This is a genomic window from Persicobacter sp. CCB-QB2, assembly GCF_001274635.1.
GTDB lineage: Bacteria > Bacteroidota > Bacteroidia > Cytophagales > Cyclobacteriaceae > Persicobacter > Persicobacter diffluens.
Genome location: NZ_LBGV01000001.1, coordinates 874,899 through 892,899, shown reverse-complemented (window position 1 = coordinate 892,899; position 18,001 = coordinate 874,899). Strand labels below are relative to the sequence as shown.

Annotated in this window: 19 protein-coding genes; 8 read left to right on the top strand and 11 right to left on the bottom strand. The window is 40.5% G+C overall.

Going from position 1 to position 18,001, the window contains the following annotated elements; all coding sequences use genetic code 11:
- Positions 1 to 87: 87 nt before the first annotated feature.
- Complete coding sequence (locus NG22_RS04115) at positions 88 to 978, bottom strand: CPBP family intramembrane glutamic endopeptidase (protein WP_157600858.1); 891 nt, start codon at positions 976 to 978, stop codon at positions 88 to 90.
- A 106-nt stretch (positions 979 to 1,084) separates the two neighbouring features.
- Between NG22_RS04115 and NG22_RS04110 the strand changes: the two genes are divergently transcribed.
- The 4 genes from NG22_RS04110 (at position 1,085) to NG22_RS04090 (ending at position 5,591) form a co-directional block, all read left to right on the top strand.
- The gene (locus tag NG22_RS04110) at positions 1,085 to 1,711 is read left to right on the top strand and encodes a MarC family protein (RefSeq protein WP_053404548.1); all 627 of its coding nucleotides are present in this window, start codon (positions 1,085 to 1,087) and stop codon (positions 1,709 to 1,711) included.
- A 1,212-nt stretch (positions 1,712 to 2,923) separates the two neighbouring features.
- Positions 2,924 to 3,487 (top strand): hypothetical protein, encoded by a 564-nt coding sequence (locus NG22_RS04100; RefSeq protein ID WP_053404546.1) that lies wholly within the window; start codon positions 2,924 to 2,926, stop codon positions 3,485 to 3,487.
- A gap of 19 nt (positions 3,488 to 3,506) precedes the next feature.
- Complete coding sequence (locus NG22_RS04095) at positions 3,507 to 4,790, top strand: transposase (RefSeq protein ID WP_072159026.1); 1,284 nt, start codon at positions 3,507 to 3,509, stop codon at positions 4,788 to 4,790.
- A gap of 165 nt (positions 4,791 to 4,955) precedes the next feature.
- Positions 4,956 to 5,591, top strand: coding sequence for a hypothetical protein (locus tag NG22_RS04090; RefSeq protein ID WP_072159025.1), 636 nt, complete (start codon positions 4,956 to 4,958; stop codon positions 5,589 to 5,591).
- On the opposite strand, the gene NG22_RS04085 is transcribed toward NG22_RS04090, so the two are convergent.
- The 5 genes from NG22_RS04085 to NG22_RS04065 all read right to left on the bottom strand — a co-directional run bounded on the left by NG22_RS04085 (position 5,553) and on the right by NG22_RS04065 (position 11,275).
- Positions 5,553 to 6,650: an ISAs1 family transposase gene (locus NG22_RS04085; RefSeq protein WP_053404476.1), complete on the bottom strand. Its 1,098-nt coding sequence runs from the start codon at positions 6,648 to 6,650 to the stop codon at positions 5,553 to 5,555. The two genes, NG22_RS04090 and NG22_RS04085, sit on opposite strands and share 39 nt — an antisense overlap.
- An 879-nt stretch (positions 6,651 to 7,529) precedes the next feature.
- Entirely contained in the window at positions 7,530 to 9,140 is a 1,611-nt protein-coding gene (locus NG22_RS04080; RefSeq protein ID WP_053404543.1) for a SulP family inorganic anion transporter, read from the bottom strand.
- 171 nt (positions 9,141 to 9,311) lie between these two features.
- On the bottom strand, positions 9,312 to 9,617 hold the full coding sequence (locus NG22_RS04075; RefSeq protein ID WP_053404542.1) for a hypothetical protein: 306 nt from the start codon (positions 9,615 to 9,617) through the stop codon (positions 9,312 to 9,314).
- Positions 9,614 to 10,291: a TetR/AcrR family transcriptional regulator gene (locus NG22_RS04070; protein WP_053404541.1), complete on the bottom strand. Its 678-nt coding sequence runs from the start codon at positions 10,289 to 10,291 to the stop codon at positions 9,614 to 9,616. The genes NG22_RS04075 and NG22_RS04070 overlap by 4 nt, the downstream gene beginning before the upstream one ends.
- Before the next feature lie 390 nt (positions 10,292 to 10,681).
- Entirely contained in the window at positions 10,682 to 11,275 is a 594-nt protein-coding gene (locus NG22_RS04065; protein WP_053404540.1) for an NAD(P)H-dependent oxidoreductase, read from the bottom strand.
- 121 nt (positions 11,276 to 11,396) lie between these two features.
- Between NG22_RS04065 and NG22_RS04060 the strand changes: the two genes are divergently transcribed.
- The 4 genes from NG22_RS04060 (at position 11,397) to NG22_RS04045 (ending at position 15,133) form a co-directional block, all read left to right on the top strand.
- The gene (locus NG22_RS04060) at positions 11,397 to 12,239 is read left to right on the top strand and encodes a LysR family transcriptional regulator (protein WP_053404539.1); all 843 of its coding nucleotides are present in this window, start codon (positions 11,397 to 11,399) and stop codon (positions 12,237 to 12,239) included.
- 648 nt (positions 12,240 to 12,887) lie between these two features.
- Entirely contained in the window at positions 12,888 to 14,150 is a 1,263-nt protein-coding gene (locus NG22_RS04055; RefSeq protein WP_053404538.1) for an MFS transporter, read from the top strand.
- Positions 14,140 to 14,547 carry a hypothetical protein gene (locus NG22_RS04050; RefSeq protein ID WP_157600857.1) on the top strand — a complete coding sequence of 136 codons (408 nt, stop codon included), beginning with the start codon at positions 14,140 to 14,142 and terminating at the stop codon, positions 14,545 to 14,547. The genes NG22_RS04055 and NG22_RS04050 overlap by 11 nt, the downstream gene beginning before the upstream one ends.
- Before the next feature lie 265 nt (positions 14,548 to 14,812).
- Positions 14,813 to 15,133 (top strand): GNAT family N-acetyltransferase, encoded by a 321-nt coding sequence (locus NG22_RS04045; protein WP_053404536.1) that lies wholly within the window; start codon positions 14,813 to 14,815, stop codon positions 15,131 to 15,133.
- A 60-nt stretch (positions 15,134 to 15,193) separates the two neighbouring features.
- Here NG22_RS04045 and NG22_RS04040 read toward each other — a convergent pair whose 3' ends face one another.
- From NG22_RS04040 to NG22_RS04025, 5 genes are all read right to left on the bottom strand, one after another.
- Positions 15,194 to 15,874: a haloacid dehalogenase type II gene (locus NG22_RS04040; protein WP_053404535.1), complete on the bottom strand. Its 681-nt coding sequence runs from the start codon at positions 15,872 to 15,874 to the stop codon at positions 15,194 to 15,196.
- 143 nt (positions 15,875 to 16,017) lie between these two features.
- A complete protein-coding gene (locus tag NG22_RS04035) occupies positions 16,018 to 16,665 on the bottom strand; it encodes a peroxiredoxin-like family protein (protein ID WP_053404534.1) in 648 nt (215 codons plus the stop codon).
- A gap of 156 nt (positions 16,666 to 16,821) precedes the next feature.
- Positions 16,822 to 17,091: a hypothetical protein gene (locus NG22_RS04030; protein ID WP_053404533.1), complete on the bottom strand. Its 270-nt coding sequence runs from the start codon at positions 17,089 to 17,091 to the stop codon at positions 16,822 to 16,824.
- A gap of 87 nt (positions 17,092 to 17,178) precedes the next feature.
- Complete coding sequence (locus NG22_RS17720; protein ID WP_157600856.1) at positions 17,179 to 17,337, bottom strand: hypothetical protein; 159 nt, start codon at positions 17,335 to 17,337, stop codon at positions 17,179 to 17,181.
- Positions 17,338 to 17,438: 101 nt separating this feature from the next.
- On the bottom strand, positions 17,439 to 17,909 hold the full coding sequence (locus NG22_RS04025) for a hypothetical protein (protein ID WP_053406876.1): 471 nt from the start codon (positions 17,907 to 17,909) through the stop codon (positions 17,439 to 17,441).
- Between the last annotated feature and the right edge of the window lie 92 nt (positions 17,910 to 18,001).

The following is an 18,001-nucleotide window of genomic DNA, read 5'->3' as shown; positions in this document are numbered from 1 at the left end:
ACCAAATGGTCATACAGGGAGCTGGAGGTAAATCTGTCAGGAAAATCATCATTGAATAACATTTTAAGGGGCTTCGGCCCCTTTTCTTTAGCCCTGTAGAAAAGCAAAAAGCTCCATTAGCAGCGCTATTCCCACATGCACCACTACCCCACCCCAAATATTTTTGCTTTGCATCGACAGGATGCCCAGTAAATATCCTCCAAAAAGTGAGCTGATGGCCTCCGGCAAAGGCTTTCCAAAATGAAATACCATATAACTCATGGCCATGGCCAAAACCACAGGTGAGCCCAGGTATCGATAAAATGCCAGGATCAAAAATCCTCGAAAAAACAGCTCTACCATTACAAAAGACAGGCTGTAGGCAGACTCAAATAAGACCAATGCCCATACTTCCTTTATTCCCCTATACGCCACAAAAGCATGTGCCCCACTTTTTTTATAAAGGGGATAATACGCCTGAATACTCTCCAGAAAACTGGCCAAAAAAATGATTACGGCCATGCCTGCCAATATCCACCAATAAGGCTTCATGGATTTAAGCCGGAAGTCCAGTCCATAAAAGTTGGACAAATGTTTCTTGTCAAATGCATAATATAGGAGCAATAACAAAAAGAGCATCATTACGAAACGAGCATAACGATACAAACATTTGTAAATAAAATATTGATCAGGAGCCGGATAAACTTCCGAAAACCAGGCGGATAGATTGAATGTCCGATAAAGACCATAAATCAAAAAGGCTGCTGCAAATTTCCACCAAAAGGCCGGTTGCGACAGCCCGGATACCCACTGCTTATCCCTGCGGAATAAAAAAAGCACCAAGCCAAAAGAAAGGCCACCCATCAGGCTGTGTGCGAGCACTTCCGTTAGCCAGGGCAGCTTTCTGATAAAATCTCTTTCAAAACCGGAGGCACTCCACGAATAATTAAAAGTTAGCAAGACCGCAGCCACTAAAAGGGCCTTTAAGTGAGGTTCCAAATGGAATTCGCTGGAAAAAAATCTTTTGTAATTGAGGAAAAGCGCTCGCATTGGGGAAAACTAATGATAATTATTTAAATTATTAAAGATAAAGATTTCCTCCACTATGACCAACGATCACCTCACTTTCGCCCTGGGGGTTTTTACCGGCTTTTTTGCCATTATGAACCCAATCGCCAATACCCCCGCATTTTTAGGGCTGGTAGCAGGCTCCGGCAAATCGGAACAAAGAAAAATCGCCAAATCGGCCTGTCTGACGGCCTTCATCATTGTATTGACCTTTATCCTTTTGGGAAATATCATTTTTCATCTCTTTGGAATTACCATTCCCGCCTTTAAAATTACCGGCGGTATCCTGTTATTCCATGTGGGCTTTGAAATGCTGCAATCCAAAAAATCAGCTGTTACCCATAATAAAAATGTTACTGCTGAAGTCGACGAAGGCGTGGCCATCAGCCCTCTGGCGATCCCCATCCTGGCCGGGCCCGGCACCATTGTCACGGCTATGAATAAAGTCACCGGAGTAAGTATGATAGACAGTGCAATTGTGATTACCATCTTTGCCTTTATGTGCCTGTTGACTTATTGGGCGTTCTCGATGAGCAACCTTATTTTAGATAAATTGGGACAAAACCTCATCACTGTCATCGGGAAAATCATGGGGTTGATACTGGCCATTATGGGGACGGATATGGTGATTGCGGGGATAAAACTGGGGTTTAATATCGGATAGCAATGCTTTTTAATAAAAAGTCAGATCGACCACGGAATGTATAGTATTTTATCCTTCCTTTTTCATTATAAAAACCGAATCAAAGAACCTGGTGTGTGATCAATTCTGACGAGCTATCAAACAGTCGAAATCCATCAAAGCGTTATTTAACGATTGGAGGGATTGGCCAAAAAAATATTAAAATAAGGCCTTGATGACTTCCCCTCGATAGCAGGCTCCATGGCTTTTGACCCAATAATCAGAGCTAGACCATCAGTGTGGAAAATGCACATCATAAAGTCAATATTGTCAAAGATATTGGCGAAACTCATGAACAAACACTCAAACGAAATAAAACTTCATATGGAATCGGATCTACCCATTATTTATCCATCCGTAGTCTTTTGAAAAAGCCGGGTATCCATCGTTTAAAATTGCCAAAAACTTCCATTCAAAATTAGGATCCGGGAAAGTATCCTACTTCTAATAGCACTAATTTTGAACGGTATCCCTCGCTGTAAAAATAACCCAAAATTTTTTTGTGCTTAATTCCTCATGCAGGGCTTTTTCTTAAAAAGCTAGATCAGCCATTCAATACCTTATATTGAATAATTAATCGTTTCTTTTCATTTTTTCTTGATAAAAAACGAAACAAAAAAATCAAGGCTGTGATCAATGTCGGCGGGACAAAGAACCTGCTGACGGAATCCATCAAGGCGACATTTGCAGATGATGCGAGACTGGTAAAGTATTGCAGAAATGTCGCTGTGATGCCTTCTGGTCGCCAGCAGCACCTTTGTCTATCCGCCCATTGATCAAGGCCGGACTGTTGATGTGGAAGATTTAACCCGGATTATTCATGCTTCAATCCTCTTTTAGCTGCAAGGCGGGAAAAATGAAGGAATAGTCTCCTATTTCGAGTTTTTTCCAACGAAGCAGATGAATGAGGAGAAAGCAAGCTTGCCCAAATTTGGGCTATAAAAAAATCAGTAGAAATAAGTCTATTGAATTGATAATAAATCAGTTAAGGTGAATCACTTAATTTAGCGATGAATAATTCGGGTTAATTCCATAATGTCAATACTGTAAAAGGTAGTAAGGGAAGTGGAAAAAAATAGCCTACATCAAAACTTTATGTAACTTCGTGAATGGAGAAAGATCAACCTTTTAGTGAATTTATTGACAGTATTAACATTGCCCTTAAAAAATTGACAGGCTATAAACGCCGAGAGTATGCAGCAGAAATATGCATTAAATATTTTGACGGGTCACCCTCCAAAATGGAACGATCCGTTAATGTTGGGCGAGAAATGGTTAAACTCGCTCTTAAAGAGCATTATACAGGGATTCGATGTATGGATGCATTTTCATGTAGGGGCAGAAAAAAAAGAGATTGAGCATCCTGAGCTAGCTAATGATATAAGCTGTATTGTTGATGAAGAAAGTTGTATTGATCCCAGCTTTAAGACAGAACGATGTTATGTTAGAATAACTGCGCAATACATTTTACAGAAACTCTTAGCCTTAAAATATCATGAAGGAGATTTTTGTGTTCGTACAATCAATAATATTCTAAATAGATTAGGGTATACATTAAAGAAAGTCCAAAAGATTAAGCCATTGAAAAAAATCGCAGAAACAGATGAGATTTTCACAAATGTAAAAAAGCACAACAAAGAAGCCGAAAGCAATGACCGAACGATACAAATTTCTTTAGATGTCAAAGCAAAAACAAAAGTAGGAAATCTTAGTCGCGGAGGTTATTCTAGGAGCCTGTCGGATTTAACTAACTCCTAAAAAAGTTGTAAATTGAAGCATGATAAATTTTCGAGGAGGAGATAGAAAGCAATACAATTTGATGCCGCACGATGTCAATGAATGGTTACCTGAAAATCATTTGGCAAGATTTGTCGTCGAAATTATAGATCAGCTCAATCTTTCATCTGTCTATGCTAGCTATAAAGGTTATGGTAAAGACCCATACGACCCAAGACTACTGCTTGGGTTGATCTTTTATGGCTATTGTACAGGCATTTTCAGTTCTCGCAAAATTGAAGCAGCCACTTACGACTCAGTCGCTTTTCGATTTATCGCAGGCAATCTTCATCCTGATCATGACACGATTGCAAATTTTAGGAAGACTCATCTTGATAAAATTGAGGATTGGTTTGTTGAGATTTTGATGATTGGCTCCCAAATGGGATTAGTGAAGATGGGGAATGTATTTGTTGATGGTACTAAGATTCAGGCAAATGCATCTAAGCACAAAGCGATGAGTTACAAACGCGCTTTAGAGCTGGAAAAGAAACTAAAAGCGGAAATAGCAACGCTATTAGAAAAGGCCGCTGAACAAGACGAAGAAGAGGTATCGGTCAATATTCCGGATGAAATAGCGCGACGTGAGGAAAGGTTAAAGAAAATTCAGGAGGCCAAAGCCACTATAGAATCCAGAAGAAAAGAAGCTTATGAAGACGAACTTAAGGATTACGAAAAGAAGGTAAAGAAGAGAGAAGAAAAAGCTAGTAAAACTGGCCAAAAACCAAGAGGCCGATCGCCCCAAAAGCCTTCAGAAACTCCCCAGGATAAAGACCAGGTCAATTTTACTGATAAGGAGTCTCGCATAATGAAATCTAAAAATGGTTTTGAACAGTGCTATAATGCTCAGGCGGTTGCTAATGAAGACATGGTAATTGTGGGGCAACATTGTAATAATCACGCCAACGATAAAAAGGAGTTTTTACCAGCCATTGATAGTGTGCCAGAACCATTGAAGGAAGAAATAGAGGTAATTGCCGCTGATTGCGGGTACTATTCAGATGATAATATTAAAGGTTGTCCAGAGGGGATAAAGCCCATAGTACCAAAATCAAAGGCGGAAACACGATTAGAACTTGAAGAAAGATTAAACAACCGAACAACAACAGAGGAGGAGATTTATCGGAAACGAAAGTACAAAATTGAACCAATATTTGGCATTATTAAAGAAGCTCTTGGGTTCAGGAGATTTTCATTCAGAGGAGAAAAGAAGGTTAGCCAAGAATGGGGATTGGTGTGTCTATGCTATAATATAAGACGGTTACTTAAGCTAAAACTAGCCTGAAAAGGCAATAAAATAGCCTAAAATGGACTTTATTATTCATCAATAGAGATGAATTTCGAAATATAAGAAGTGAGGTATCGATTTTTAAGGCAAAATTCGCCTCAAAATAGAAAAACCGCAGATTTTTAAATTTTTGCGGGAACAGTCGGGTGACGATTTGGGGTAATCCGACAGGCTCCTAGGACTCAGAAAGCTAATCAAGCCGAAGATCATGATCATCACTGGACTGAAACTCTTGTTCCCTTAGGAATAAGAGAAACTAAATCTGAAGATATTACTTTCATATTTGGTAAGTCAAAGGAAACGAGTGACTTTATTGTTGATGGCCTAGAGATGTGGTGGGATGAAAAGGGATATGATAAATCAAATTATGATACATTATTAATCAATTTGGACAATGGAAAACCGGTGGCGGGAAATACTCGACGCTTTATTCAACGCATCATTAAGTTTTCGAAAAAAATTGGAATTCCAATTCATTTGGTCTACTATCCCCCGTATCACAGTAAATATAATCCAATAGAAAGAGTATGGGCTGCGTTAGAAAACTATTGGAAAGGCCTTATTCTTGATACAGTTGAAAACACGCTGGAAATTGCAAAAAAAATGACCTGGTGTCAGAAAGCTCCTTTAGTATTTATGAACAACAATACTTATGAATCACCTATTAAGATAGATGATAATAAATACAAAAGTTTTGACAAAAACTTACAAAGAAACGAGATTCTGCCCAAATGGGATATTTTTATTAGGGCAAACGCATCAGGAGATGATGGATATAAGGTAGTTATGATCCATTGAAGCCTTGTATCTCCTCTTTTTCTTACTGAGTTTATCATCCATTCTAGAAATTCTCTGCAGTGCGATTTTTCGGAGGATATTTAAGTTTTCAGCGGAATGATCCTTTCTGGCTCTACAAGCATCCTCATTAAATGTCACATCCAAATGCCAGTGCAGTTGATTCTCTATGCTCCAATGTCCTCTTGCCAATAAATTGTAGTATTTTGGATCTGAAATTTCTTCAGAACTCATGTAGAATCTAACCTGCTTACTTTCCTTCCCTTTAACATTTCGATTACTCTCAATCTTAACAATAGTTTTTAGCCCTTCCCAACCAGTTAATTGCTCCTCTTCCGGCAAAGATGCCATTGAAATTATAGTGCATTTACGTTCTTCTTTTCTTCCATGCCCTTCTTCAATCATTAAGTCAAATTTGCTAGGATTGTGGAAGCGGAATGCATCTTCAACAATCTGATAACTGTTCCTCTGGTTTTTTTTAAGCGAAAGAAAGTATTGAGCATCACAATCTTGTGTTATTTTTTGAGCAATCTCCCTTTGACACCCTATCGCATCAATACTCACCGTAGCGCCGGCCAATTCTATGCTATCAAGTAATTCAGGAATGGCTGTAATTTCGTTGCTTTTATTTTTAACCTTTTGTTGGCCTATGCAAATATTATTTTCACCAACCCAAGCACTTAATATGTATAAACCTTTATTCCCTTTTTGATTTGGAGAAACTCCCCTTAATTTTTTCCCATCTAAAATCACCTGCTTTTCATTTACAACGTCCAGTAATTGTTGCCCATCTTCTTTGAGACTATTCAGCAATGAGTCTGGTCGTAATCTTTGTAGAACTCGATTAAAGGTATCATGAGATGGGATACCATTCGATAAATCAAGGCACTCGGCTAGCCATTCATAATTTTGCTCTCCGAAAATTACCATATCTTCAAAATCTTCGCCATTACAAATCATTGTTGCTAAGGCGATAAAAAGGATATTTTCTAATGGATGAAGACATCTCCACTCTTGGCGAGGGTCTTCTACTCCTGAAAAAATAGTCGTGGGTGTATTCATAGGGCAAAAATAAACCAATTTCTCAATAGTTTTTAACTTGATGCGTTTGCCCTATATTTTTATCAATCCGGTTGTGTAGTTTAATATTTGCCACTTCCCTAAGCTAACTCATAAACAAGCGCTCAAATCAAATAGCCCCCATTGGGAACTAGATCATTCCTATTATTTGTCCATTTGTAGTTTTATGAGAAACCGGATCTACCTATTTTTTATCCATTCATAGTCTTTTGAAAAAGCCGTGATTCCTCATGCCGTTGCAAGCCGATAAATGAAGGAAATTTCCCTATTTTGAGTTTTTTCCAATGAAACAGATGAATGAGGAGAAAGCAAGATTGCCCAAATTTGGGCTACTATAAATCAAAGAAAACAAATTATAAAGAATTGAAAATAAGTCGCTTGTGTTTTTGCAACGAATTTATCAGTGAATAATTCGGGTTAATACTTTAATCCATCCCTACCAGCCTTGGAGGTAGTTAGCAGAATCCTCCAAGGAATATTGGAATCGGAATAAGATTATAACAGACAAAATGGTGGAATAAAGATGGAGTGCTTTTAAAAACAGTAAACACCAACTGTCTACTGTTTTGGCCCTAAAAATTGCCACAATACTACCACAAGAAGTACGTCACTCTTTGAGCTTGAGGAAGGGGATTGGCATTAGCCGTCCTTGCTGCACTAACCAGTGCGGGCTAGGGATGAAGGCAGAGGCGTAGCCGTTTGTTGAAGCTCTTTTACGGTGGGCCAAAATTTAAACCCTATTCACCGTAAAAAGCGACTGCCGCCAGCCCGGGCCGACGTCAGGAGGTAGCCCCGAAAAAAAAGGGAATCCCTAGATATGGACACCCCTTATTTCTCTATTATAAACCCAAGATCTATGGGCTAGCTGACCTTTTCATTCTGTGAAGAAACCGTCTTACTGAAAAGCTTCACAGGGTCTTCTCCATTGCTATGCGTCAGACCGACTAAAGCCACAGTAATGCCACGTGTTTTGGCATTATCTTCAAAATCATCAATGATTTCGAGGACATCCGGATGAATGGATTTGGTCTTGGAGGCATCAATAATTACGGTGGAGTCATCGGGAAGATGTTTCAGAGATCTTAGAATAGGCGCCTTATTCAGGAAGGAAACTTCCTCCGCCAAATGAATGCGAATGGGCTCTCCTGCCCGATAATCCGCATCATCAAAATGATAAGGAATTTTATAATTATTATATAAAATCCAGATGATGGCGACCACCAGGCCCAGGCCGATCCCCACCAGCATATCGATACGGATGATTCCTAAAATAGTCACCATAAACGGAACAAATTCCGGCATTCCCTTTTTGTACATGGCTTTAAATACTGTAGGCTTGGCCAGCTTATAACCCACCACAAAAAGAATAGCAGCTAATGCGGACAAAGGAATCAAATTCAAAACCCTTGGAATCAGGATGATAGAAATCAATATAAAAAAACCATGCAGAATGGCCGACAGCTTGGTTTTTCCTCCCGACTGAATATTGGCTGAACTTCGAACAATAACCTGTGTCACCGGCAAACCACCAATTAATCCGGAGAGTGTATTCCCTACCCCCTGGGCAATCAACTCCTTATTCGTAGGGGTCACCCTTTTTTGAGGATCCAGTTTATCGGTGGCTTCCACACAAAGCAGGGTCTCCAAACTCGCCACCACCGCAACAGTCAGGGCAATCACATAAATATCAGGATTAGTAATCTGGCTGAAATCCGGAAGGGTAAACTGCCCGATAAAACTCTCTATGGAGGCGGCTACAGGAATGGTGACTAATTCATCCGCATCAAATTTGAGTAATCCGCTATTTTGGAAAAACAAATTTAAACCAATGGCCATACTGACCACCACCAATGGCCCCTGCACAATTCTGGTAAGGGGGATTTTTTTCATGAAGGGCTGTTCCCAGAGTATCAAAATGATCAGGGAAACCACCGTCACGATCATGGCTGCGGGGTTTATGCCCTCCAGCATATAAAAAAGCTCCGAGAAAGTGGTATGCCCGTCAATCTGATTGTAGGAAAAATCCCCCATAGCATCTTTATCATAGCCCATGGCGTGGGGAATTTGCTTGAGGATAATAATGATGCCGATACCGGAGAGCATACCCTTTATCACCGAGGAAGGAAAATAATAACCAATAATCCCGGCTTTTAAAAACCCCAAAATGATCTGAATAATCCCGGCGATTACCACTGCCAACAAGAAAGCATCAAAAGCGCCCAATTCCTGTATGGAATTCAAGACAATAATCGCCAGACCGGCCGCAGGTCCGCTAACGCCCAGAGGAGAGCCACTAAGGCTGGCCACTACAATACCCCCTACAATGCCGGCAATGATGCCTGAAAACAAAGGTGCTCCGGATGCCAGGGCGATTCCCAAACAAAGTGGAAGTGCGACAAGGAAAACAATGATACTGGCGGGAAAATCGGACTTCAAGTGAGCGAACATCCCCTGGCGTGGATTTGGTTTCATAATAATTGGTTTTTCTGCTGAAGGATAAACCTTCTATGATTTTGATGGTGTCCTTTTTTTAGGAAGCCCAAATGGATATTGAAAAAATGAATTGCAATTGATTGACAGATTAGTGAAAAGAAAAGCGGCATTTATTTCCTGAATCCCTGTCAGAATGGAGGAAAGGCCTTTTCAAAAAAGTTCCGGAGGCGGACTAACCACCCTTTGACTCAACATTTCCACTGAAAAAATAAGATCGGGAAAATCACCTCCCCGCTTCTGAGTGATGAAAGGTTCTAAAGGCCATTCCCAATCATGGCAATATTTTGAATCTTCCCCCGACTCACCGCTCATCTCCATTTTAAGCTCCACTTTCACCTCATCCGCTAATGGTTCATCATTTTGATCCATGGTGCTCAAAACCAGGAAGAGTAATAAAAAGAGACTCATCCAATGAGCAAATTGTCGGGGCACGAAATGAACCAATGCGTATTTCATGAGGCAAGCGTTTTAAATACCAAATCCTGATAAAATGCATTGATTTGATCATGAGAAGAATTCAAATCCGTTAGAGCAGGCAAATGCTCGGCAAAAAAACGCTGGTGATGCATACCCTCTATCGTATTGGAAATCAACATATGCGGATAAGGGTAATCCGGATTAACGGCCAAAACCCATTCCGCCAGTTGGGCAACTAATAAAATATAGTTGGAGAATGCACCATGCTGCTGTTCCCTATCGACCGCGGTGGTCAGATAAGTCTTGGCGGCATTATCAATGACTATTTGTTGTAGTTGGATTTCGTTAATGTGAGAAAAATTCCCATCCTCTTCTATAGCCACACTCAAAAGATGAAGCGCTTTGCGCAGCCGCGCTTGTGGTTGAGCATTTGAAGCGGTAGCGGACATCAGGCGGTAATGCGTCCAGGCCCAGTACCAATTTACCAAATACAATAACAATTGGTGTTTGGATTCAAAATAGCGATATGCAGAGGCCTCTGTAGAATTAATTTTTTTAGCCAGTTTTCGGAAAGTAAAGGCTTCAAAACCCAGGTCAGAAATCTGATCAATACTACCGGATACTATACGGCGTCCCAAATCCGTAGATGCTGGATCTTTCAAATAGGTACTTTCGCTCACCTTTAGAACAGGATAGGGCCAGATGGATTTCATAAGAAAGGTTTTAGGTGGCTTTTAGCCGAGTTATTCACCGAAAATATGACTACATCGAATCCATCAACTCCCTAATAGATTATTTAGGTTGTTTTCCCGATTTTTTAAATGGCCAAATTTTAAATTGCTTCCTCCTCCTTCCTCTGCTTCATTGGAAAAAACTCGAAATAAAAACTATTCCTTCGTTTTTCCCGCCTTGTCGTTAAAGGAGGATTTCAGCGTGAATAGTCCGAGATAATAGTATTACTATTATGGGCTAAACCAACAATGTGATTACGTTAAAAAAATCATTTTTGTTATTCTTATCCGCGATTCTTGAAACATTTTCCCTTCACAAAAAAAGGGCTTACACCCGGAAGTATAAACCCTTTGATAACACAGAACAGCTGCTTATGCGGTTGTAAACAACCTTACTACCTCATTTTCTAAATGCAATCTCCACTTTTGGGCATCCGCTTCAAATTGCGGACCTTTTATCACATTATGAGCACCAAAAGAAGGCAATGCTTTCATGCCACAGAATTGATGAGTTTTATGAATATGATATAGTAAGCTTTCATCCATGGATTTCCCATCAAAAAAGCCATCTGCCGTATTGAAAGCATCCATAGGGGCATTCATCGTAGCCGACAGCATATAGGGTTTACCGTTCATCAGACCGTTATCAAAGCCGTATTTACTTTCTACCTCAGGATTTTCTCCTCCCATCCCGAAGAATACACCATAAGCATAGACTTCATCGAAATACTTCTTCATTAAGCCTGGCGTACTGAACCAATAAATTGGAAACTGGAAGATCACCACATCGGCTTGTTTGAACTTTTCATGTTCCTCTTCCACCTGATAACCGTCCTTCATTACGGTGGTCAACACCTTAAATTCTTTACTCAAAGTTTCTACCGCAACATCGAAAAGTCCGTCGTTGAATTGGCCTGCTGCAAAAGCATAGGGTTCATGTCCGTTGATTACTAAAACCGTTTTCATTTTAATGTTTGTTTATGTCTAAAATCTTTATTTCCTGTCCCATTGTCTTGTGCAAATATGGGGTAAGTCATTATATTTGCAAAACAGATTTTTTAGATCAAACAAATCGACATTTACGATAATGAATTTACAGTTTCTGAAATATTTCGTATTACTGGCCGAATACAAGAACTTCACCAGAGCGGCAGAAAAGATCCCGGTAGTTCAGTCTACTTTTTCGGCGGGCATCAAAAAGCTGGAAGAAAGTCTGGATGTGAATTTATTTCACCGCGACAAACGCAATGTACGCCTCAGTCCGGAGGGACAACGCCTGCTGCCTTTGGCAAAAAAAATGCTGGCGCAATGGCACGAAATTGAAAACGAATTTGCTGATGGCGAAAACAGGCTCTTAAGATTAGGCCTTTTAGACAATATTGTGATTGAAGCCGTGGTGCCAATGTTTCGCAACTATCAGGAAATATACGGCCAATACCAGGTAAAGATGATTGAAAGTACGCTGGTAGAGCTGTTCCAAAAGCTGGACCAGGAAGAATTGGACGGTATTTTCATTGAAAAGCAGGATATTGATGAAGAATTTTATGCTTCTCGCCCGGCCTTTTCTGAAAGGCTCGACATAGCGGTTTCCCACCAAAACCCATTAGCCGCCGCCTCCAGCCTTCCCCTTGAAGCATTGGAAGGAATGCCTTTTATAGAAAGAACCAACTGCCCTTTATTTGAGGAGGTGACCGCCCAAATGAAAGCGAAAAAAATCAAGGTGAATCCCGTATTTCAGGCCCAAAATAATGACACCGTCACCTCTCTGGTTTCTGCGGGTGTTGGGGTTTCACTAGCCGCCCAAACCAACAATATGATTTCCGGCATCAAGTTTATTCCATTGTCGGATGCACTATTCGTACGGGAACTTATATTCGTATGGAAAAAAAGTAATAAATCTCGCGCACTGAAAAGTTTTATCAGTTTCTAAGCGCTTGATTAAAAGCCAAAAGCCGAAGCGAAAATTTGATTAATGCAAAAGCGACACCCAATTATTTTGAAAGCATAGCAGCGCTATTGTTGGGGAAATATCATAAATCGCTTCCAATAATTCGATTTTGCAGCCGGATGTTGTGCTTTTAAAGAAGCACTAAGTCGAATTATTCACCTCCAGAATCACCTATCCAACTCAATAGACTTACCACTAATCCTTTACAACTATTTTGACTGATTTTCTAATGACCGAAATTAGAGTAGGCGTTCTTTCTCCTCACTCATCGGTTGCGCTGGAAAAACTCGAAATAGGAAAATTTTCTTCATTTCTCCTTCTGGCAGCAAAAAGAGTCTTTAAGCCGAATTATTCACCGGTAGATTTAGTGAGTTGCTATAAACACCTAGACTTCGTTGTTTTACGGTTAGTTTTACCGAATTATCAATAGCTCAAATTTGGGTATGTTTGCTTTCTCCTCATTCATCTACTTCGTTGGGAAAAACTCTAATAGGAAAAATTCCTTCATTTTTCCCGCCTGACAGCTAAAAGAGCATAACTCTGTTTGATCCGGGTCAAGCATGAATAAACCGGCCTAAATGCTATCTATATTTTTCTTAGCTCTAAAATGAAAGCCTTATATTGACAGATATGCCAACAGTAAGCCTCCTTCAAAATCGCCGATACAACACCCTTTTCCTGCTGATATTAGCCGGAGAAGTTATTTTCTTTTTACCTTTTGTCATCGCCCGGCTCTTCCGCCCCACCCTACTGGAAGTATTTCAGATTGACAACATCCAACTGGGAAGCTTTTTTTCCATCTATGGAATTCTGGCCGTATTTTCCTACTTTTTCGGCGGACCTTTAGCCGACAAATATCCGGCAAAAAATCTGATCAGCATCGCCTTGGTTGCCACAGGTATCGGGGGCTTGCTTATGGCACAGATTCCACCGCTATGGGTCATGAATTTACTCTATGCCTATTGGGGAATTACCACTATTTTTCTTTTTTGGGCACCCCTGATTCGGGCCACCAGAGAATGGGGAGGGCACGATCAGCAGGGACATGCTTTCGGAATACTGGATGGCGGCAGAGCTTTTGTGGCCGCCAGTATGGGTACAGTGGCCATTTCTTTACTGAATTTTGTTGCGTCCGGCTCAGTAGATAGTACTGCCATTTCCTCCAAGGCATTTTCCAATTTGTTGTATGTAGTCTCTGCCATCACTATGGGTACAGGGCTACTTTGTTGGATAAAACTACCCAAAACCGAAGCAGGAGCTGAAAAACCGGAAAGCATAAAACCAGAACTCATAGGGAAAATCGCCCGCATGAAAAAAGTCCGCTACCTGGCGCTGATTATTATCTGCGCCTATATTGGTTATAAAACCACGGATGATTTTTCTTTGTATGCCCATGAAATCCTTGGTTTTGATGAAATAGACGCTGCAAAAGTAGGCACCATTTCGCTTTGGACTAGGGTCATCATTGCTGTGATGGCGGGTATTTTGGCCGATACCTTTAATCCTCAAAAGATCATCCATTATGGTTTCCTCCTCATGCTCGGCAGTAGCCTCATCATTGGTAGTGGCTTGTTGCCGGAGGGTGCCCTTTTCCTTCCCTTATTGAACCTGGTCATTTGCAGCATTGGAGTCTATACCCTTCGGAGCTTATATTTCACCTTGATCGAAGAAGGCCAAATCCCCATACTATATACCGGCACGGTGGTTGGTTTAATTTCGGTAATCGGCTACACCCCGGACATCTTCATGGGGCCATTGATGGGTTATTTTCTCGAAAAATTTGACAGTCCACTCAATCATCAATTTGTGTTTTTGTTTTTATCTTTGGCCTCCATTATTGGCTGGTGGGCTTCCTGGAAATATGAAAAACTCAATAGCAAAAATGAAAAATAAGATCATTGAAAATTTTGGGCACCATTCCCGCTTTATTGCGACAAAAAATAACCAAATGCAGGTATTGGAACAAAATGGTTTTACCGCCGTCTATAGTGGGCTGGACTGCGACACCTTTAATGTGCTCCATATTTCCCAAGGAGATCAGGTGAAGATCCCTCAGCTCCAACAGGCCATTGAGCATTATCATTCCCTACAGCAGGCTTTTTGTATCTGGATTACCAAAGAACATTTAACAACGGCCATCGAATCCCTTTTTAAACAATTGGGCATCAAAGTACAAAATTCGGAAACCGGGATGGTGCTGCAGCTTTCAGAATTTGCATCAACAGCCATACAACTTAACCCGGATTATTCATGCTTCAATCCTCTTTTAGCTGCAAGGCGGGAAAAATGAAGGAATAGTTTCCTATTTCGAGTTTTTTCCAACGAAGCAGATGAATGAGGAGAAAGCAAGCTCACCCAAATTTGGGCTATACAAAAATCAGCAGAAACAAATACAACGCACTGACAATGTTTCAGTTAGAGCAATTCACTGAATCTAGCGGTGAATAATTCGGGTTAATGAAAAACTCGATATTCAGCTCGCTAAAAATACAGAGAGCATCAATCATTTTGCCCAGGTACTGGCTGCCAATTGGTTTCCTGCGGACGAAAATGTGATGACTTATTATCGGGAAAAAGCGGCCTTTTTACTTCAAAGCCCCCCTCCTACCTATTTACTCACCGCTTATTGGGAAGGTAAATTAGCAGCGGTTGCCGAATTATTTCCCTCCAACCAGGAGACCGCCGGTATTTACAATGTGTCCACTTTGGCTTCCGCCAGAGGAAAGGGCATCGGCACACAGATCATGGCAGCCACCATTCAGCTTGCAAAGGAAAAAGGATTTAAATATCTGATCCTCCAGGCCACTGAGGAGGGCATCAACATTTATAAAAAACAAGGATTTCAAGCGGTAAGCACCTATTTGGAGTTTGCATAAAACTATCCGCAAAACGGACTTTTCCCCTTGAAAAACACCCACATCTTGAAAAGCGGAACATCATCCATGACCGGCTAAAACAGCCTGCAATTCCAGTAAACTGCTCAACACATAATTGGGCTGAATTCCCCAGGGATCAAAAATGCTGTTTTTACTTCTTCGGACCCAGGCAGTATGCATTCCGTAAGAAGCCGCCCCGATGATATCGAAAGGATTGGAAGAAATTAGAAATGCCTGCTGCACTTCTGCTCCTGCTTTATCTAAAAAATGCTGATACCCGGAAGGGTGAGGCTTAAACATCGCAATATCCTTCATGCTAATCACCTTTTCAAAGGTATCATAAATCCCGGCATGATCCAGCAAATGATACAGCGCCTCATTACTACCATTAGAAAAAGCAAAAAGCCGGTGGCCGGCATCTTTAAGGGCGGATAAAGCGCTCTCCACTTCTTCAAACTTCGGAAGCACCTTATATTCCAGCATCAAACGCTCTTTTTCCTGGGCAGAAAGCAGAATATTAAAAGCCAGACAACAATAATCCAGTGCCTGAGCGGTGCACACCCCAAAATCCTCATACTTCCCCATCAATCCTTTTCGAAAAGAATACTCTAATTGCTTAGACCTCCACAGCTGTACAAAATCATCCGTATTATCCTTCACATATTGGCGGACAGCTACTGATACGCCACTGGTATCAATTAAAGTTCCATAAATATCAAAAGCCAGGGTGTAAGTCTTCATTTTCTGAAATATAAGACAAAGATGGAAAAGGAAGGGCTTTGAACCCTCCTCCTTTAAACATTATAAATACGTTTAAAAATAAGAGAATTCAAAGCCCAAAAGTTTCAATTAACTACTTTCCAAAAAATAGTCATTTTAGAATATTACAATTTCCTTAAAACTTCCATTAAATCATCCGGATCAGGCCTTCTCCTGTAATCCGGTTCACTCTCCGCATAGCGGATAATGCCCGACTGATCAATCACAAATCTGGCCGGCATGGGTAATGCCCATTCCTCATTCCCCTGCTGCACTTCCAAATCAATATTGAACTGATCCCTGTACAATGCCTTTAAATCTTCCGGATAATAAAACTTCAATCCAAACTGATCCGCCAAAGCATTGCGGTCATCATGTAAAATATCAAAATTCAGTCGATGCGTCTTTATAATATTATCCAGCATTTGTGGTAACTCAGGAGAAACAGAAAAGAAGGCGGCGCCTAATTCCTGCATTTCGGGCACGTATTTCTTAATATTGGCCAAATCTGTGTTGCAATACGGGCACCAAACACCCCGGTAAAAAGTCAAAACCAAAGGGCCTTTAGCCAACACCTCCCGGCTCGAAACTTTATTCCCGTTCTGATCCTCCAACACAAATTCCGGAGCCCTATCGCCTACTTTCAGTACCTTGTCCTGAATACCGGAATCAATTAGATCCTGTGTTGCCCCGTGCATAACCTCCAAATAAGATTCGGGCATTTTTCCTTCTATGCGCTCCACGAGTGAAGCCAATTTTTCCTGAAATGTCATGGCTATTGTTTTGTTTCATCAATCAACTTCACAATGATATATAGAATTAGAAAGATTTAGAAACGGAAAAATTCGATCATCTTATCGGAAAAATCCATAAAAAAAGCAGTCAAAACGAATTTAACTGCTTTCATATTATCATTATTCAATATTGCATTATTCTCCCTCACCTGCCGGTAATTCTCCCTCACTTTGGCTCAAATATAAATTGAAGGCTAAGCCATTGGTTTCTTCAAATTTATCCTCAGCCAAATCATCATAAATCTCCTCATCAAATTCCATTTCCGTTTTTTCGATTCGGTTATCGGGATGCACAATCAGCTCAAGGCCCTCTAAAGTCACAGGATTCACCTGCACCAATACTTTGTAGGCCCCAAATTCATTGATAAAATAACGATTGACAATATTTGAAGATTTCTTCGCCATGATTTCTGTTGCTTATTTTTCCAAAGATACACATAGGAAAATAGTATTCACAAAAAAAACCGACACTAGGCCGGTTTTTCATCATCTTTACTCTTCAAATTCATATCCCATATCTTTAAAAAGATCGTCCATCAAACTGTCTAGGTTTTCATCTTGAACATCTCGCAGCACTCGCTGTCTTGGAGCAGGTTGAGGGTCGATATTTTCTAGTGGGCGTGTTTCAAATGGTAAATTTTCAGCTTCCATAGGTTAGGATTTGATTAGTTACACTTTAATAACGAATTGGACTGAAACCCATCCTTCCTAATCATCAATTTTTAATTCAACCTATCATAAAAATCCCCATTTTAAACCGATTCCATCTGGATTTCTTCAATTTTTACTGAAATATTACCTAACAATTTTTCTTCCAGCTGATTCGCCCAAATTCGCATATACAAAACCACATCCTCTTTACGGTTATGTTTCAGGTAATGGCTTTCTGCAGGTAAACCTTTCAAAATTTCCGGATTGGATAATTTTTCCAAATGTTTGAGGTCCGAAATATCCAATCCCGCATCGAGCATCATGGAGATCACCATATCCATAGGATAGCCGGAAGTAGGACAAAATGCAGCAGTTTGTTCCGACCAATCACCCTCAGTGCGATTCGCCAAAGCGTATTGATGGATATCTTTGGCACTTAAGTGAGTAATCTCTTGCGCCAAATGTCCACAATTACAACCGCCCATATGCCCCCATTGGTAATTCCCTTCATTTTCAATTTTGGTAGCTGCCTTTCTGATGCAGTCCACCAGCTTTAAATTTGCTCTAGCCATAAGATATTTCTGCTCTGGTTTTTTAAATCGAATCAACCGGAATACGAAAGAAAACCGATTACAAAGTACATTTGTATGAATTTAACCGTTTG

Excerpts from the sequence above, each read along its gene's own strand:
- NG22_RS04050 (WP_157600857.1), top strand. The coding sequence starts at position 14,140 with ATGAAAAATAAGATCATTGAAAATTTTGGGCACCATTCCCGCTTTATT.
- NG22_RS04065 (WP_053404540.1), bottom strand. The coding sequence starts at position 11,275 with ATGAAAACGGTTTTAGTAATCAACGGACATGAACCCTATGCTTTTGCA.
- NG22_RS04075 (WP_053404542.1), bottom strand. The coding sequence starts at position 9,617 with ATGAAATACGCATTGGTTCATTTCGTGCCCCGACAATTTGCTCATTGG.
- NG22_RS04045 (WP_053404536.1), top strand. The coding sequence starts at position 14,813 with ATGACTTATTATCGGGAAAAAGCGGCCTTTTTACTTCAAAGCCCCCCT.
- NG22_RS17720 (WP_157600856.1), bottom strand. The coding sequence starts at position 17,337 with ATGGAAGCTGAAAATTTACCATTTGAAACACGCCCACTAGAAAATATC.
- NG22_RS04060 (WP_053404539.1), top strand. The coding sequence starts at position 11,397 with ATGAATTTACAGTTTCTGAAATATTTCGTATTACTGGCCGAATACAAG.
- NG22_RS04040 (WP_053404535.1), bottom strand. The coding sequence starts at position 15,874 with ATGAAGACTTACACCCTGGCTTTTGATATTTATGGAACTTTAATTGAT.
- NG22_RS04100 (WP_053404546.1), top strand. The coding sequence starts at position 2,924 with ATGCAGCAGAAATATGCATTAAATATTTTGACGGGTCACCCTCCAAAA.
- NG22_RS04030 (WP_053404533.1), bottom strand. The coding sequence starts at position 17,091 with ATGGCGAAGAAATCTTCAAATATTGTCAATCGTTATTTTATCAATGAA.
- NG22_RS04055 (WP_053404538.1), top strand. The coding sequence starts at position 12,888 with ATGCCAACAGTAAGCCTCCTTCAAAATCGCCGATACAACACCCTTTTC.
- NG22_RS04085 (WP_053404476.1), bottom strand. The coding sequence starts at position 6,650 with ATGAATACACCCACGACTATTTTTTCAGGAGTAGAAGACCCTCGCCAA.
- NG22_RS04080 (WP_053404543.1), bottom strand. The coding sequence starts at position 9,140 with ATGAAACCAAATCCACGCCAGGGGATGTTCGCTCACTTGAAGTCCGAT.
- NG22_RS04025 (WP_053406876.1), bottom strand. The coding sequence starts at position 17,909 with ATGGCTAGAGCAAATTTAAAGCTGGTGGACTGCATCAGAAAGGCAGCT.
- NG22_RS04095 (WP_072159026.1), top strand. The coding sequence starts at position 3,507 with ATGATAAATTTTCGAGGAGGAGATAGAAAGCAATACAATTTGATGCCG.
- NG22_RS04070 (WP_053404541.1), bottom strand. The coding sequence starts at position 10,291 with ATGAAATCCATCTGGCCCTATCCTGTTCTAAAGGTGAGCGAAAGTACC.
- NG22_RS04110 (WP_053404548.1), top strand. The coding sequence starts at position 1,085 with ATGACCAACGATCACCTCACTTTCGCCCTGGGGGTTTTTACCGGCTTT.
- NG22_RS04035 (WP_053404534.1), bottom strand. The coding sequence starts at position 16,665 with ATGACATTTCAGGAAAAATTGGCTTCACTCGTGGAGCGCATAGAAGGA.